The organism is Xenorhabdus sp. PB62.4 (assembly GCF_014467285.1).
Lineage (GTDB): Bacteria > Pseudomonadota > Gammaproteobacteria > Enterobacterales > Enterobacteriaceae > Xenorhabdus.
In genome coordinates, this window is the sequence record NZ_NKHR01000007.1 from 159,211 (window position 1) to 174,502 (window position 15,292).

The following is a 15,292-nucleotide window of genomic DNA, read 5'->3' on the forward strand; positions in this document are numbered from 1 at the left end:
CCTTAAGACTGCAAGACGTCTGTTAAACGATCCAGACGGCCACGAATACTGCCATCGATCACCATGTCACCTGCGCGGATAATCACACCGGCAATAACAGACTTGTCAATTTTGCAATTCAGCTTCACTTTGCGTGACAGACGTTTTTCCATCGCCGCAGAAATTTTAGCCTGCTGCTGCTCATTCAGTTCGGACGCAGAAATCACTTCAACATCGATGGTTGATTCAAGTGACGCACGCAATTGGATAAATTGCTGGAAGACTTCTGGCAGTACCAGCAAGCGACCATTTTCTGCCATTACACGAATAAAGTTCTGAGCATGCGCATCAACCTGCTCACCACAAATGGTGATGAAGGTTTTGGCTAACGTTTCCGGTGCCAATGAACCGGAAAGCAGCTCACCAACCTGCTCATTGCGAGTGACCTCGGCAGTGAACGCCAGCATATTTTGCCAGTGTTCAAGAGATTGGTGTTCTACAGCAAAGTCAAAAGCTGCTTTGGCGTAGGGGCGAGCTACCGTAGCGAATTCAGACATGCCCCTCCCTCCTTACAGTTCAGCGACCAGTTTATCAACGATGTCGCTGTTAGCAGCTTCATCCACGGAACGTTCGATGATTTTCTCGGCACCTGCGATAGCCAGCATCGCAACTTGTTTACGTAACTCTTCACGAGCGCGCTTACGTTCAGCTTCAATTTCAGCATGAGCTTGCGCGACAATTTTGTTACGTTCCAGCTCGGCTTCTGCTTTAGCATCATCAATAATTTGGGCTTTTTGTTTATTAGCCTGCTCGATGATAACTTGTGCATCAGCTTTCGCTTTTTTCAGTTGGTCGGACGCATTGGCTTGCGCTAAGTCCAGGTTCTTTTTGGCACGCTCTGCTGAAGCCAAACCGTCAGCAATCTCTTTCTGACGTTTTTCAATGGCCGCCATGATTGGTGGCCATACATACTTCATGCAGAACAAAACAAACAGGACAAACGCGATGGCCTGGCCGAGGATTGTTGCGTTAATATTCACGGCACAATACCTCTATTTCAATTAATGAATTGGCGTAATTTGTAGTTCTGCTATTTTATTGACCACCAACAGCGAACATCATATACAAGCCCAGGCCCACAGCAATCATCGGGATGGCGTCAACCAGACCCATGACGATAAAGAACTGCGTACGCAGCAGAGGAATCAGATCAGGTTGGCGAGCAGCGCCTTCCAAGAATTTACCCCCGAGGATGCCGATACCGATCGCAGCACCGATAGCCGCCAAACCCATCAGAATAGCGGCAGCTATGTACAGCAGATCCATGTTTATATCCATGACAGTCTCCAGTTTGTTTCAGTTAAAACACGATTAATGATTGATAAAAATTAATGCTCTTCAGATGCCATCGAGAGATAAACAATCGTCAGAACCATGAAAATAAAGGCTTGTAACGTAATAATCAGTATGTGGAAAATCGCCCACGGCAGGCTGAGTAACCACTGTGACCAAAACGGTAAGAGAGCCGCAATAAGAATAAAGATCAATTCGCCAGCATACATATTACCAAACAGTCGCAGACCGAGTGATATAGGTTTAGACAGCAAGCTGACCCCTTCCAAAATTAAGTTAATTGGAATAAACAGTGGATGGTTGAAAGGCTGTAATGTCAGCTCCTTCGCAAAACCACGAATTCCTTTCATCTTAACGCTGTAGAACAGAATGAGGACAAAGACGCCCAGAGCCATCGACAAGGTAACACTGACATCTGCGGTTGGAACAATACGCAGAGCAGGTAAGCCGAAGACATGTTCACCGATCAAAGGAATGAAATCGATTGGCAGTAAATCCAATGCGTTCATCAGTAACACCCAAACAAACACAGTCAAAGCCAGTGGGGCTATCACTTTGCTCTTTCCGTGATACATATCACGAACGGTGTTATCAACGAAACCGATTACCATTTCTACTGCAGTCTGGAATTTACCCGGAACGCCATCAGTAGCGCGAACCGCGACTCTTCTGAATACAAATAGAAACAACATCCCTAATACGATGGAGAAAAAAAGCGAGTCAATGTTCAGTGTCCAGAACGTCGCCTCATAACCACTAGCGTGGGGGTTGACCAACTCAAAAGTACGCAAGTCCAACTGAAGATGCCTCAGGTGGTGGCTTATGTACTCCGAAGTTGAAACTTCTCCTGATGCAGACATGATGCTTTTTACCCTTTTGTTGTTAAAAACGCTAACCGTTCATTACGGCAGGTGCGATGATCTGCACAATCAGCACCGCTAAATAGGCCACACCAAGTGGTGCAAATGCCGCTTTGAACACCCCTAAAGCGACTATCAGCACAGTTATCGTAATGATAACTTTAACCCCTTCGCTAATCGCGAAAAACCATGCAATCCGTACTGGAACACCTTCTTCTTTCGCTTTTTGGAAGCGGCTAAGCAGCATGAAAATGACATTTGGTAGCCAACATGCCAACCCACCTGCAAAAGCAGAAGCGCCCCACTCTATACTTTTGGTACAAAAAGCTACACTGAGAATAACAAAAGTCATTAACTGCAAAAGTAACAGTTTCAGTGCCGTTCTACCGCTGTAAAGGGATACAGACATGACTTTTGTTTTCTCCCTGAGGTACACCATCACATATCAGGTCTTGCTGAATGTTGTATAAAACTGGCTTTGCTTAAGAGTGTCAAGTGACAAAAACGTGCAAATTATACGGGCCGCCAAAATGAATTCAATCCATAAGTAGCGAAAAAGTGAATAATTATTTAAATTTCTAGCTTTGGTGCTAGATTGCTCACAAATACCCTTTAATATTCTGCAACGATTAATGGGATAAACGCGAAATTAAACGTGATACGTATCACACCAAACAAAATCCATCAATTATTTTTATCATTAAATATGTGATCAAAATTTTTTTATTTTTTTACTTAAAATCAATCAATTAATATTATACCTATAAAATTTTATCTGATATATCGATGAAAAAGGTTAAATGTTTATTTTGCTCACTTTCTCTAAATTTTATTTATAAAGAAAATCGATAGCTATCATCAGAAAGAAAAATCATATCAATATAAAAATAACGTTGTTTTTCTGTGAACAACCAGTAAATAAAATTAAAACCATGCAAAGGAATAATTAGTAACGCTAGCAACATCTTAAATGTGGTTAGCATCACTAATTATTTATATTTTTATTGACAAATAACAAAGTTAGTTTGACTTAAGAATAACCAGATGACGCTGTTCATCCAACTCTGCAACCTGAAGAGAAATAGCTTTCTCAAGGACGATCCCTGTGGGCAATTGAGCCAACTCATCTTCCGGTAACACACCTTTCAGAGCGTAAAAACGTCCTTCAAGCGGCTTAGGAAGATGATGGCACCATGAGAGCATGTCTTGCAGAGAAGCAAATGCGCGGCTAATCACACCATCAAAAGGCGGTTCAGGGATAAATTCTTCAACCCGGCTTTGCACAGGTTCGATATTGGCTAAACCTAATTCATGCTGAACCTGACGTAAAAAACGGACGCGTTTTCCCAAACTGTCCAATAAGGTGAAATGGGAGTCTGGTCGCACAATAGCCAGTGGGATGCCCGGCAAGCCAGGCCCTGTTCCCACATCAATAAATCGCGTTCCCTGAAGAAATGGGTTAACAACAATGCTATCCATGATATGCCGAACCAGCATCTGCTTTGGATCACGAACAGAGGTCAAATTGTAGGCCTTATTCCATTTGTTGAGCATATCAACGTAGGCAACAAGCTGCTGTTTCTGTTCCAACGATAACTCAATACTGGTTGTCGCCAACAGCGATTCCAATTTGTTAAGCAAAATCTTTCCCCTTAGGCGCTACGACGCAATAAACCTTGTTTTTTCAACCATACCAGCAAAATAGAAATGGCCGCTGGTGTAATGCCTGAAATACGTGAAGCCTGACCAATAGAGCTTGGTTTATGGTCATTCAATTTTGCAATAACTTCATTGGAAAGCCCGCTGACTTGCTGGTAATCCAGATCAACCGGCAGTGCAGTATTTTCATTACGCAGTTGTTTCTCGATTTCTTCCTGCTGACGAGCGATATAACCTTCGTACTTCACTTGGATCTCAACCTGATCTGTTGCTTGCGGCTCTGTGATCCCAGGTGCAAAACGCGGCAGGGATGTCAGCAATTGGTAATTCATTTCAGGGCGACGCAGTAAATCTTCACCATTGGCTTCTTTTGACAGTGGTGTTTTCAAGATCTGGTTGATATCACCCAAACTATCGGAGTGAGGATGTACCCAGATATTACGCAGACGCTGACGTTCTTGTTCGATCATTTCAACTTTACGGGAATAATGTTCCCAACGGAGATCATCAACTAATCCTAGTTTACGGCCTTGTTCTGTCAAGCGGAGATCAGCGTTGTCTTCACGCAGCATCAAGCGGTATTCCGCGCGGGATGTAAACATACGGTAAGGTTCTTTCGTTCCCAGCGTGCATAAATCATCAACCAGAACGCCGATATAAGCTTGATCACGACGTGGAAACCACCCTTCTTCACCAGCGGCATAGCGTGCAGCATTGAGACCTGCCAGCAATCCCTGTGCTGCGGCTTCTTCGTATCCTGTGGTCCCGTTGATCTGACCAGCAAAGAACAAACCGTGGATAAATTTGCTTTCCAGTGTCTGTTTTAAATCGCGTGGATCGAAGAAGTCATATTCGATCGCGTAACCCGGACGAATGATACGAGCATTTTCCATCCCTTTCATTGAATGGACGATCTGCATCTGTACATCAAATGGCAGACTGGTTGAGATACCGTTTGGATAGATTTCGTTACTGGTAAGCCCTTCTGGTTCCAAGAAGATCTGGTGAGCGTTCCGATCTGCAAAACGCATGACTTTATCTTCGATGGAAGGACAGTAACGAGGGCCGATCCCTTCGATGATCCCTGCGTACATCGGGCTGCGATCCAAGTTGTTGCGGATCACTTCATGGGTTTTTTCATTGGTATGAGTGATATAACATGGAATTTGCCGTGGATGTTGATCCACGTTCCCCATGAATGAAAATACAGGCGTCGGATTATCACCTAGTTGTTGTTCAAGCTGGCTGAAATCAATGGATCGCGCATCAATGCGAGGTGGCGTACCTGTTTTCAGACGTGCTACGCGTAAAGGCAGTTCACGCAAGCGGTGAGATAACGAGATCGCAGGAGGATCTCCGGCACGTCCGCCACTGTAGTTTTCCAATCCGATATGAATTTTTCCATCAAGGAAAGTTCCTACAGTCAGAACGACTGATTTGGCCTTGAATTTTAATCCCATACGAGTAACAACACCTGTAACAGTATCGTTCTCAACAATGAGATCTTCGACCGGTTGCTGGAAGATCATTAAGTTAGGCTGATTTTCCAACGCGGTTCTTACGGCATGTCGGTAAAGTACTCGATCCGCTTGTGCCCGCGTTGCCCGAACAGCAGGGCCTTTGCTGGCATTGAGTGTTCTAAATTGAATACCTGCCTGATCTGTGGCTTTTGCCATCAGACCGCCAAGTGCATCGATCTCTTTTACCAGATGCCCTTTACCGATCCCACCAATGGCTGGATTACATGACATCTGGCCCAAACTATCAATATTGTGAGTCAGTAGTAAGGTTTGGCGCCCCATACGTGCGGCAGCCATTGCTGCTTCTGTACCGGCATGACCTCCGCCGATAATGATGACGTCAAAGTGCTCTGGATAAAACATGTTCGAACCTTCAATTGTGAGAATGCTTCATATGCATTGAGGAGAGAATTCTACTCAAGTTTGGACCTCAGACCAAGTAGGGAGAGATCATCATTATTTAAAAGAAGATCTTTTTATTTAAAGATCTCTTTATTGGATCTTTTATTAGGATCGCGATCATCTGTGGATAAGTGGATTTTCCATATAAAGATCATGATGCTGTAAAGGATCATTTGCTGTGAATGATCCGTGATCCAAGTCAGTATAAGCTGGGATCTAAATGCGGAGTTATTCACAGTCACTTGATTGAAACTCGATTATCAAATGGATAACTACGGGTTAACCCCTGCTTTTCAGATGAGTTATCCACAGTTGATCGTTATATTTTTAATCAGATCAGAGTAACTTTGACCATTCTTTAACCCATTCTTCGGCTGGATCTTCAGGAATTTCATGTTGCAGAATGTCTATTTCCAGTCGATCCCCGATCCGTTTTGCGCCGTGATCCTCCAATAAGCGTTCAAGTGATCTTATAGCACCACAGAATGTGTCATATTCAGAACTGCCAATTCCGACAGCGCCGAATGTTACATTGCTTAGATCAGGTTGTTGTAGAGTGATCGTATCTGCCAGAGGTTGGAGGTTTTCAGGTAAGTCCCCAGCTCCATGTGTTGAAGTAACTACAAGCCACAGGCCTTCAAGAGGAAGATCATCCAATGAAGGACCATGAAGCATCTCTGTTGAAAACCCGTTATTTTCTAAGATCTCAGCCATATGTTCGGCAACGTATTCGGCGCTACCCATTGTGCTGCCGCTAATTAAGGTTATCGTGCTCATCATGATCCTTGCTAAATTAAAGAGCAACTATTGTACGCTGTGAGTCTATTGGGATCTACCTGTGGATAATGTGGTTAAACACTTTTCTGGTTTAAGGTTTTATTGTCCTTGTAATAGGGTTTTGCAAAGAGATCAATGTTTCTGTTGACTGGATTTCATCAATCGTTTGGATCTTGTTGATAAGTACGTCCTGAAGGGTTTCGATAGATCGGCACATGACCTTAATGAAAATGCTGTAATGGCCTGTGGTGTAATAAACCTCAACAACTTCATCGAGCATATCGAGTTTTTTCAATGCCGCGGGATAGTCTTTGGCGCTTTTTAATATAATGCCGATGAAGCAGCACACATCGAACCCCAGTTGCTTGGCACTGATATCAACCCGAGTACCCGTGATAATCCCAGATTGTTTCATTTTTTCTACGCGAACATGGATAGTTCCCGGGCTGACTGCGAATTTTTTTGCTAATTCTGCATAAGGAGTACGTGCGTTTTCCATTAAAGCGTGAAGTATGTCACGGTCTAAATTATCGATCTGATAAATTTCTGCCATTTTTAACCCCTATTTTTAAATGATATTCATTTTTTTAGTGTAAAAATTATCGTTTATTAATCTTATACAATATTTTTATTATCAGATATTGAATTTGTACCTCATTTTGTTGCTTAATCTATATCAACGGGACACAGGGTCACTAAAAAATTTTGAGAACAGCATCATGAAAACATCCTTCATTGAAAAACAGCAGCAGATTAGTTTTGTGAAATCATACTTTTCCCGTCTGCTAGAGAAACAACTTGGTTTAATCGAAGTTCAGGGACCTATCCTGAGCCGCCTTGGTGACGGTACTCAGGACAACCTGTCCGGCCATGAAAAAGCAGTGCAAGTGAAAGTGAAAACTTTGCCAGATGCAACGTTTGAAGTGGTTCATTCTCTGGCAAAGTGGAAACGCAAAACATTAGGTCGCTTTGGTTTTCAAGCTGAACAAGGGTTATATACCCATATGAAGGCTCTGCGTCCTGATGAAGATCGCTTAACCCCTATCCATTCTGTTTTTGTTGATCAGTGGGATTGGGAGAAAACGCTGGGTGAAGGTCAGCGTTCACTCGACTATTTAAAACAGACAGTAGGTAAAATCTACGAAGCAATAAAAGAAACACAACAAGCTGTAAGTAAGGAATTTGGTCTGGCACCGTTCCTGCCAGATCAAATTCACTTTATCCACAGCGAAGAGCTTCTGAAACGTTATCCTGATCTGGATGCTAAAGGCCGTGAGCGTGAGGCCGCTAAAGAGTTTGGTGCGATTTTCCTGATGGGTATTGGTGGCAAGCTGTCTGATGATCAAGCGCATGATGTCCGCGCACCGGATTACGACGATTGGACAACACTGAACAGTGATGGTTTCTTCGGCCTGAACGGTGACATTATTGTCTGGAACCCAGTTTTGCAGGATGCTTTTGAAATTTCTTCAATGGGTATTCGCGTTGATGCAGAAGCGCTGCAACGTCAGCTTGCTCTGACCAGTGATGAAGATCGCTTGCAGTTGGATTGGCATCAGGCCCTGATCAAAGGTGATATGCCGCAATCCATCGGTGGTGGCATTGGTCAATCTCGTTTGGTCATGCTGCTGCTGCAAATGGCGCATATTGGTCAGGTTCAGTGCGGGGTTTGGTCACCAGAAATTATCGAATCTGTTGAAGGTGTGCTCTAAGGTTTAATTTCGCCATCTTCGCCGTAAACGGCTTGTGATCCCGGTATCAAAACGCCAGATATGATCAAATATCCGCATGATACCGGGTTTTCCATAGTGGGAAAGGGAGACCGCATGGAAGCGGTGTTGTTGATGCTGTTGCAGATTTTTTATCTGATGGATTAGAGTGTCTGGCAAACGTTGGGCAATGAAATCTGAAATGACAACAGTATCAGCATCTTTCCAGATATTCTCTTTCATTTTTTCAATAGTTGCATTCAGGCAGGATGCCAGATCAGTTCCCCCTTTGAACGTTTGTCCCAGAAAATGTACTGCTTGAGTGAGCCCATCCAGTGATGTCAAATCATAGTGAACGAGTTCCGTAGAGAATAATATGATATGGCAGTAACGGTTATCTGCCAGCGCGATACGCATTAACGCCAGACAAAATGCTTTAGCACACTGTTCATTAAATCCCCCCATTGAACCTGAGGTATCCACGCAAACAATAAAGGGTCCTCGTGGTTGGGCTTCATTATGATGATGAGTAACGGGTTTTAATGCAGTTCTTTGCTGCCAGTTATCCCCTTGCAAGCGATAAGACAGCAGTTTTTTTTCCACCAGCCGTCGATAAAATTCATATTCCAGCTCTTTAATACCTAGCATGGCCATTTCAGCAGGTAACAACCTTAAGATGTCATCACTTTGTCGAATCCCGCTGACCTGCTCTGGCACGGTGTCCGGCATTCTTTCAATTTGGGTGAATGGTTCAAGAACATGGCTTTCTTCGGGAATGGGTTTCGCAGTTTGGCTGCGGCCAAGCAATTGTGCCAGTTTTTCTAGTTCAGGTTGTTGCCTGAGAAAGTCAGCGTAGAGGGTGAATAGCTGTATATTGTTTGAGTTCAGATGTAGCTGGCTTTTACTCATATCCCATAATCGGCCAGCGGCGTGATCATTGTGATCAAATATTGGATCGAGATTACCGCTGAGAGTTAATTGTTTCTGGATCTGTGCCAGTAACTGTTCTTTCTCTTGTTCTAATAATGCCTTGTTAAATGTTGTTACTTGCAGGATCAAGCTGATTCGCCATCGTTGAAGAAACAGAATTTGCTCTGAGCGGGTGTGTTCAGATAATGCTTTGAACAGTGAGTCAGCCTCATTGGCAAAAGGGGATGAAAGCTGTTGGAGTTTCTCTATGATTTCAGGTAGCTGTTGATAAAACTTTGTCGTATTGGCTGTTTGTAGATGTTGGTATAACTGAAATTCTTCGGCTAATCGGGCTGGTATAAGAGACTCTTTTATTCTTTGGCGCAATGTTTGCTTCCACGCGGGAAGATCTTTCAGCAATGCCTGTTTAAGTCTTGGATGTTTTTCAAAGAAAATAACTAATTGAGGAGTACTCAACAATAGCAAGATGATCTCTTCGATCAGCTCCCCTTCATTGATAGAGAGCAGGAGATCGAGTGTGGTCAGCGTTAACATATGGCTACCCCATTTTTGATCTCAATTGTTTTAGTAAATCCCACCCTGACCGGAGATCTGGTGAGTTTTTCATTGTGGAACATGTTCCAATGTAGCCAAAACCCGTAAAATTTAGTCTATATCTTCTATTTTCTTTGGTAAATATCATGAGTTATGGCAATACCTGGTGGGGTAAACAGTGGCTGAACGCCCTCATTAATATAGATTATGACAACCGATTGCCGCGTGGGCGAACTTATGCCAATAAAGGCATGGTCAAGAATCTGACATTGAAGAAAGGCACTTTGCAGGCCAAGGTGATGGGTTCTAGTCCATTACCTTATCAAGTTTTAATTCAAGTTCCCCCACTGACCGAGAAGCAAGTTGATCGATTGCTTAACGCGTTAATGGATGATCCTGGTGTGATCGCCCGTCTGCTCAATCGAGAATTAGATCCTTCTGTGTTAGAACAGGCTAAGCGCTTGGGTATTGCCATCTTTCCGTCCCAGCGGAAAGATTTAATGATGAGATGTTCCTGCCCCGACTGGGTGGTGCCTTGTAAGCACTTGGCGGCAACGATTTACTTGATCAGTCGTCAAATCGACAGCAATCCTTTTCTAGTGTTCTCCCTGCGTGGTGTGGATCTGATTCAGCAACTAAAAGAACGAGGGATTAATATTGAGCGCGAGGCGGTGGTCAATGTGCCGCGCCTGTCGGCCCTGTTAATTGAAGATGGAGCGTCAGCAGAGGCTACCCCGCCGGATCCGATGGCACTGGAAGCGTTGGCTTATGCTGACTTGCCATCGCTGTCTGAGCCGCTATTGGCGGTACTGCCAACACAGACCGTTTTTTTCCCTGACGGCGATCTGCGCAAGGTGATGCAGAGAGTACTGGCGCGGATGGCTAAGTTTGCCCGCAAGGTGTTGGATGGCAAGGTTCTGATGGATATGCCTATAGTCACCTTGTTGGCCTCCCACCGTCCCCGTATCACGTTGAGTCGGGAGGGAGACGCCATCATCAGCGGTGTCAATGGCCTGTACACCATTGAAGAACTGGACACCGCGCTGGCACAACTCACGCCAGCAGACTTGCCGGACAGGCAACCAGAGGTGGCCGCACTGTTCCATCTGCGCATGATATCTTTGCATCTGTTGGCTCACGGCGCGGTAGTGCCACAGGTGTTTTCCGTGGAGCCAGGCGTTCTGGGAGTGCGTTGGTTACCGGCCATGCTTGATAACCGGGTTGCTGAACAGATGGAGCTTCTGGCAAGAGGCCTGCCGTCGCAACTGGCCGTGTTGAGTCGGAACCAGACTATTTCACCAATGATGCAGGCCTGCGCGCTATGTGCGGTATTTATCGGTTATTACCTGCGAATGGAGTCAGAGTATGCCAGAGAGAAACCACGTGACAATAAAATCTTATCCCTGTTATTCAGTGGTGAACCGAAAAGCTTTGATGGTCTGGAGGAAAGTGCCATCGGTCCTGCCTTACAGACTTGGCTCGCACGTTATCATCTGGCCGAACGGGACTATTCTCCCGTGTTGAGTTTGGATGAGGGGGCGTTCGGCGATTTCGAGGTAGGGTTGGCTATTCAGCCCAAATCAGCCTTGTTGACACCACCAATTCCGTTGCACAGGGTGCTGACTGAGCAAGAGTGGAGTCAGGCGCGTTTCGGTATCTTGCAGACGGTCGTTCTGCTGGCCGAATTTTTCCCACCTCTTAATGATTACTTGGCACAGAGCGCACGTTCTCCTATTGTCCTGACGGCTGAACAACTGCCTGAGCTATTGTTCAACACACTACCTGCCATTCAATTGCTCGGCATTCGCACTTTGCTACCCAAGGCGCTGGAGCGATTGTTACGCCCCCGGTTGTCGATGAATGTATCCAGTCGGGCTCAAGGGCTGGGAAGCAATCAATTGAGGGTCGATGAGATCCTGACTTTCGATTGGCGGGTAGCTCTGGGTGAACATCATCTGACTCGTGCAGAGTTCGAGCAATTGGTTCAAGGCGCAACGGGCGTAGTGCGTTTCAAAGGAGAATATGTCTACCTCGACCCGGAAGAAATTACGAGCTTGCAAGCCCAACTGAGCCGCCCCTCTAAATTGTCGGGTACTGAACTGCTGCGCACTGCATTGGCTGGCGAATATGCTGGTACACCGGTAAAGCTTGACGACAACACACTACAACTGCTAACCGAGTTAAGGGAGTCAGGTGAAGTGCCCTTACCGTGCGATCTCTATGCTACCTTACGCCCATATCAACAACGCGGCTACGCTTGGATGTTGCGTAACTTACAAGTAGGATTTGGCAGCGTTATTGCTGATGATATGGGGCTTGGAAAAACGCTGCAAGTGATCGCTACTCTGCTCAAACTCAAGCAGGACGGTGCTTTAGACTGCTCTAAGGCACTGATAGTGGTTCCCACCAGTTTGCTGACCAATTGGCAGAGGGAAATAGCTCGCTTTGCGCCAACGATCAGTATCGGCGTATTCCACGGTAGCAAACGTGAATTGACCTGCGAACGGCCGGACGTCTTGCTAACTACCTACGGTATTGTTCGTAGTGCGGTGACCACGCTCAAGGCTATGTCCTGGCGGGTGCTGGTGGTGGATGAAGCGCAGAACATCAAGAACCCGTCGGCCGCGCAGACCAAAGCGATCAAGTCCATCCCTGCTGCTGGCTATATCGCCATGAGTGGTACCCCCGTTGAAAACCGTCTGTCTGAGTACTGGAGCTTAATGGATTTCGTCAATCGTGGTTATCTGGGCACACTTAAACGTTTCGAGAAAGATTACACGACGCCGATCCAGATCAACCGCGATCGGCAGGTAGCGGCACGTTTCCAACGCATCACAGCTCCCTTTCTCCTGCGCCGCCTTAAGTCCGACCGCAACGTGATCAGCGACCTACCCAACAAGGTTGAGAGTGATCAATACTGCACCTTGACGACAACACAAACCGCACTGTATGAATCGGTGGTGCGTGAAGGTCTGCTGACTCTTGAAGCCGAAGAAGATCAGTTCAAACGTCAGGGCTTGGTATTACAAATGATTCTGGCGCTAAAACAGATCTGCAACCATCCCGATCTGTACCTGAAACAACCTGCCAGCGATGCTATGGTTTCCGGCAAACTCGAACGCTTGTTCGATCTGCTTGACGATATACATGCCAGCCACGAGAAGACGCTCATTTTCACTCAGTTCCGTGAGATGGGGGAATTACTGGCTCACTGGTTGCGGCAGCGTTACGGGCAGTCCCCGATGTTCCTGCATGGCGGCCTATCCCGCTCCAAGCGTGACGAAATGGTGGAGAAATTTCAGACTGACCGTACTGAGCGGGTGTTTCTGCTATCCCTCAAGGCCGGAGGCACGGGTCTTAACCTAACTGCCGCCTCAAACGTGATTCACTTCGATTTATGGTGGAATCCCGCGGTAGAAGCACAGGCCACTGACCGTGCGTATCGCATAGGTCAACAGCGTAATGTGCAGGTGCACCGCTTTATTACCAGTGCCACCTTTGAAGAACGCATTAACGAAATGATCCAGCGTAAGCGTGAGCTATCGGATATGGTGGTGGGTAGTGGAGAGCAATGGATAGGCAACCTGGATACGCAAGCGCTTAGAGAACTGTTTGCGCTTGCTTGATACATGACTCCATCCTAAGGGAGATGATATTTGACATTCTGTATAAGTCATAAGTCGCTCCCTTGCAGAAGATCCACACAATATTACTTCCCTATTCTTGATCTCAATTGTTTCTGTTTTTCGGTTAATTGCAGGAAACTTTGTTCAATACTGGCAAGCCAATGTTCTTCGATAAATAAACAGGGTTGGTGCTGATTAAACAGATAGCGTTGCTGTTGAATTTCATCGCTGATAGCCGCTAGCTTTTCAATCCATTCTGTATTGGTGCTTTTTGAGATGCCAGACAGGCATAAGACGGCGCTATTACGGCTAATATCCAGCACTGTAAGCTGGTTCTTTTCATTGGTTTCTGCCGTGATGGTTTGCGGGAAACCAATACCATTTAAGCAGACAGGGAGTTCTCCTATATTATTTTTTAGGGCGTTTTCCAGTGACTTTTTATCTATTTCGATGAAATTGACTTCAATATCATGTATGTCTAATGAAGGATGTAAAAACAGGGTCAGCTTTTCATCTGCAATATCTCCGGGCAGTGAATAAAGGGTTTTGCGACCAAACAGAGAAGATTTGGTGACTAATTGCAGGGGATGAAGGTCATTTTTGTCTTGGTTGGATTGTACCCACTGCTGGTATAACTTCTCCATTTTTTGCATAAGGGAACGTTGCAGATAAGCCTGTTCTGTCAATAAGGCATGTAAGAATTGGGACAAAAATTTTAAGGCATTCAAATCGTGCCACAGACAATCTTTTAATAACACCATATCTAGCGGGGAAATCTCATTTCTGCCACTGCAAAAGGCACTGGCCTGCAATAAGCGGATGGATTTTTTCCAGCGGCGATCTGAAATGTCAGGAATATTTCCAGTGGCATTTATTTGCTGACGTAGTTGATAAATCAGTTCGAAAATATGATCTGGCAGAGATACATGGCTGATCTTGTCTTGCCATTGATGAAACTCATCATCAGTGATCTGAATGTAGGCAGGAATGGGGTTGCCATTTTCATTGTTCCGATCAGTCAGCAAAGCCCGAAAATTTTTCTTTTCCTGAATCTTATCCAGCCAAATCCGGATCAACATACGATCATAAAGTGCTTCCAAGCCGCTATCTGTATCGGGAAGTTCATTGGATGCGGTAACCAGTAAACGCATTGGCAGTTGTTCTTCCTGAGTGCCATTCCTGAATTTCTTTTCATTGATCGCTGTCAGTAGCGTATTCAGAATAGCCGGGCCTGATTTCCAGATTTCATCCAAAAAAACAATCTCAGATTCAGGTAAATAGCCTTCGGTGAGGCGTTGATAACGTCCTTCGTCTTTGAGGGCTTGAATGGAAAGAGGGCCAAAGATTTCTTCTGGAGTGGAAAAACGGGTCATGAGGTATTCAAAAGCGCGTGCATTTTGAAATGCAAACTTGAGCCGACGGGCGATCAGGCTCTTAGCTATACCGGGGGGACCAAGGAGAAAAACGCTCTCTCCACATAAAGCGGACAGCAAACAAAGGCGAATGGCTTGTCGTCTTTCGTATAAGCCACTTTCCAGATACTGGCATAACTGAGATATTTTCTCGACCAATTGCATATTATTGACACCATGGCTCGGATAGTTACCTTCCTTTATTTATAGGTAAAATTCAATCTATGCAAAGATTTTGATGATGGATTACTAAACTTTAATGGTATATTTAAAAAAACGATTTAGCTTAACTTATTCAATAAGTTAGTTTTTTTTCTCTATTTATCTCCGCCCTAAACGTTTTTATGATGATCACATTTTCGGGTCGTGTATTAAATAGTTAGTTGTGGTAGACTTCCTGATTTTTAGTGATCAAGGTAAAGCATGGCTAAAGTTGACGTCTATTGTCGTTATTGTCACAAATCAGAACAGGTCAAAGGGCATGGAAAAGGAAATGGAGGACATCAGCGTTATCGCTGTTATGCCTGCTGC

14 protein-coding genes are annotated in these 15,292 nt (G+C 45.0%); 3 read left to right on the forward strand and 11 right to left on the reverse strand.

What is annotated here, in order from left to right:
• Nucleotides 1-2 precede the first annotated feature (2 nt).
• From atpH to asnC, 9 genes are all read right to left on the reverse strand, one after another.
• The gene (gene atpH, locus Xenpb_RS08905) at nt 3-536 is read right to left on the reverse strand and encodes a F0F1 ATP synthase subunit delta (RefSeq protein ID WP_047962568.1); all 534 of its coding nucleotides are present in this window, start codon (nt 534-536) and stop codon (nt 3-5) included.
• Between the two features lie 12 nt (nt 537-548).
• Complete coding sequence (gene atpF / locus Xenpb_RS08910) at nt 549-1,019, reverse strand: F0F1 ATP synthase subunit B (protein ID WP_099112979.1); 471 nt, start codon at nt 1,017-1,019, stop codon at nt 549-551.
• A gap of 55 nt (nt 1,020-1,074) precedes the next feature.
• Complete coding sequence (atpE, locus tag Xenpb_RS08915) at nt 1,075-1,317, reverse strand: F0F1 ATP synthase subunit C (RefSeq protein WP_099112978.1); 243 nt, start codon at nt 1,315-1,317, stop codon at nt 1,075-1,077.
• 50 nt (nt 1,318-1,367) lie between these two features.
• The gene (atpB, locus tag Xenpb_RS08920; RefSeq protein WP_099112977.1) at nt 1,368-2,192 is read right to left on the reverse strand and encodes a F0F1 ATP synthase subunit A; all 825 of its coding nucleotides are present in this window, start codon (nt 2,190-2,192) and stop codon (nt 1,368-1,370) included.
• Nucleotides 2,193-2,223: 31 nt separating this feature from the next.
• Complete coding sequence (atpI, locus tag Xenpb_RS08925) at nt 2,224-2,601, reverse strand: F0F1 ATP synthase subunit I (protein WP_187653991.1); 378 nt, start codon at nt 2,599-2,601, stop codon at nt 2,224-2,226.
• Between the two features lie 611 nt (nt 2,602-3,212).
• Nucleotides 3,213-3,833: a 16S rRNA (guanine(527)-N(7))-methyltransferase RsmG gene (rsmG, locus tag Xenpb_RS08930; RefSeq protein ID WP_099112975.1), complete on the reverse strand. Its 621-nt coding sequence runs from the start codon at nt 3,831-3,833 to the stop codon at nt 3,213-3,215.
• A gap of 11 nt (nt 3,834-3,844) precedes the next feature.
• Complete coding sequence (mnmG, locus tag Xenpb_RS08935; protein WP_187653992.1) at nt 3,845-5,734, reverse strand: tRNA uridine-5-carboxymethylaminomethyl(34) synthesis enzyme MnmG; 1,890 nt, start codon at nt 5,732-5,734, stop codon at nt 3,845-3,847.
• Nucleotides 5,735-6,109: 375 nt separating this feature from the next.
• Complete coding sequence (gene mioC / locus Xenpb_RS08940; protein WP_187654005.1) at nt 6,110-6,550, reverse strand: FMN-binding protein MioC; 441 nt, start codon at nt 6,548-6,550, stop codon at nt 6,110-6,112.
• Between the two features lie 91 nt (nt 6,551-6,641).
• Nucleotides 6,642-7,103 (reverse strand): transcriptional regulator AsnC, encoded by a 462-nt coding sequence (gene asnC / locus Xenpb_RS08945; protein ID WP_086113468.1) that lies wholly within the window; start codon nt 7,101-7,103, stop codon nt 6,642-6,644.
• 166 nt (nt 7,104-7,269) lie between these two features.
• Between asnC and asnA the strand changes: the two genes are divergently transcribed.
• Nucleotides 7,270-8,262: an aspartate--ammonia ligase gene (asnA, locus tag Xenpb_RS08950; protein ID WP_187653993.1), complete on the forward strand. Its 993-nt coding sequence runs from the start codon at nt 7,270-7,272 to the stop codon at nt 8,260-8,262.
• Nucleotides 8,263-8,265: 3 nt separating this feature from the next.
• Here asnA and viaA read toward each other — a convergent pair whose 3' ends face one another.
• Nucleotides 8,266-9,723 (reverse strand): ATPase RavA stimulator ViaA, encoded by a 1,458-nt coding sequence (viaA, locus tag Xenpb_RS08955; protein WP_187653994.1) that lies wholly within the window; start codon nt 9,721-9,723, stop codon nt 8,266-8,268.
• A 146-nt stretch (nt 9,724-9,869) separates the two neighbouring features.
• On the opposite strand from viaA, the gene Xenpb_RS08960 reads away from it, so the two are divergent.
• Nucleotides 9,870-13,349 (forward strand): DEAD/DEAH box helicase, encoded by a 3,480-nt coding sequence (locus Xenpb_RS08960; protein WP_187653995.1) that lies wholly within the window; start codon nt 9,870-9,872, stop codon nt 13,347-13,349.
• A gap of 83 nt (nt 13,350-13,432) precedes the next feature.
• Here Xenpb_RS08960 and ravA read toward each other — a convergent pair whose 3' ends face one another.
• Nucleotides 13,433-14,926: an ATPase RavA gene (gene ravA, locus Xenpb_RS08965; RefSeq protein WP_187653996.1), complete on the reverse strand. Its 1,494-nt coding sequence runs from the start codon at nt 14,924-14,926 to the stop codon at nt 13,433-13,435.
• Nucleotides 14,927-15,184: 258 nt separating this feature from the next.
• On the opposite strand from ravA, the gene Xenpb_RS08970 reads away from it, so the two are divergent.
• Nucleotides 15,185-15,292 (forward strand): IS1 family transposase (locus Xenpb_RS08970; RefSeq protein WP_304952540.1); only part of this gene is annotated, 108 nt, incomplete at its 3' end.

What these genes read in the sequence shown, in the direction of transcription:
- atpI (WP_187653991.1), bottom strand. Translation starts at nt 2,601, where the DNA reads ATGTCTGTATCCCTTTACAGCGGTAGAACGGCACTGAAACTGTTACTT.
- atpH (WP_047962568.1), bottom strand. Translation starts at nt 536, where the DNA reads ATGTCTGAATTCGCTACGGTAGCTCGCCCCTACGCCAAAGCAGCTTTT.
- viaA (WP_187653994.1), bottom strand. Translation starts at nt 9,723, where the DNA reads ATGTTAACGCTGACCACACTCGATCTCCTGCTCTCTATCAATGAAGGG.
- mioC (WP_187654005.1), bottom strand. Translation starts at nt 6,550, where the DNA reads ATGAGCACGATAACCTTAATTAGCGGCAGCACAATGGGTAGCGCCGAA.
- atpE (WP_099112978.1), bottom strand. Translation starts at nt 1,317, where the DNA reads ATGGATATAAACATGGATCTGCTGTACATAGCTGCCGCTATTCTGATG.
- asnA (WP_187653993.1), top strand. Translation starts at nt 7,270, where the DNA reads ATGAAAACATCCTTCATTGAAAAACAGCAGCAGATTAGTTTTGTGAAA.
- atpB (WP_099112977.1), bottom strand. Translation starts at nt 2,192, where the DNA reads ATGTCTGCATCAGGAGAAGTTTCAACTTCGGAGTACATAAGCCACCAC.
- mnmG (WP_187653992.1), bottom strand. Translation starts at nt 5,734, where the DNA reads ATGTTTTATCCAGAGCACTTTGACGTCATCATTATCGGCGGAGGTCAT.
- asnC (WP_086113468.1), bottom strand. Translation starts at nt 7,103, where the DNA reads ATGGCAGAAATTTATCAGATCGATAATTTAGACCGTGACATACTTCAC.
- Xenpb_RS08960 (WP_187653995.1), top strand. Translation starts at nt 9,870, where the DNA reads ATGAGTTATGGCAATACCTGGTGGGGTAAACAGTGGCTGAACGCCCTC.
- ravA (WP_187653996.1), bottom strand. Translation starts at nt 14,926, where the DNA reads ATGCAATTGGTCGAGAAAATATCTCAGTTATGCCAGTATCTGGAAAGT.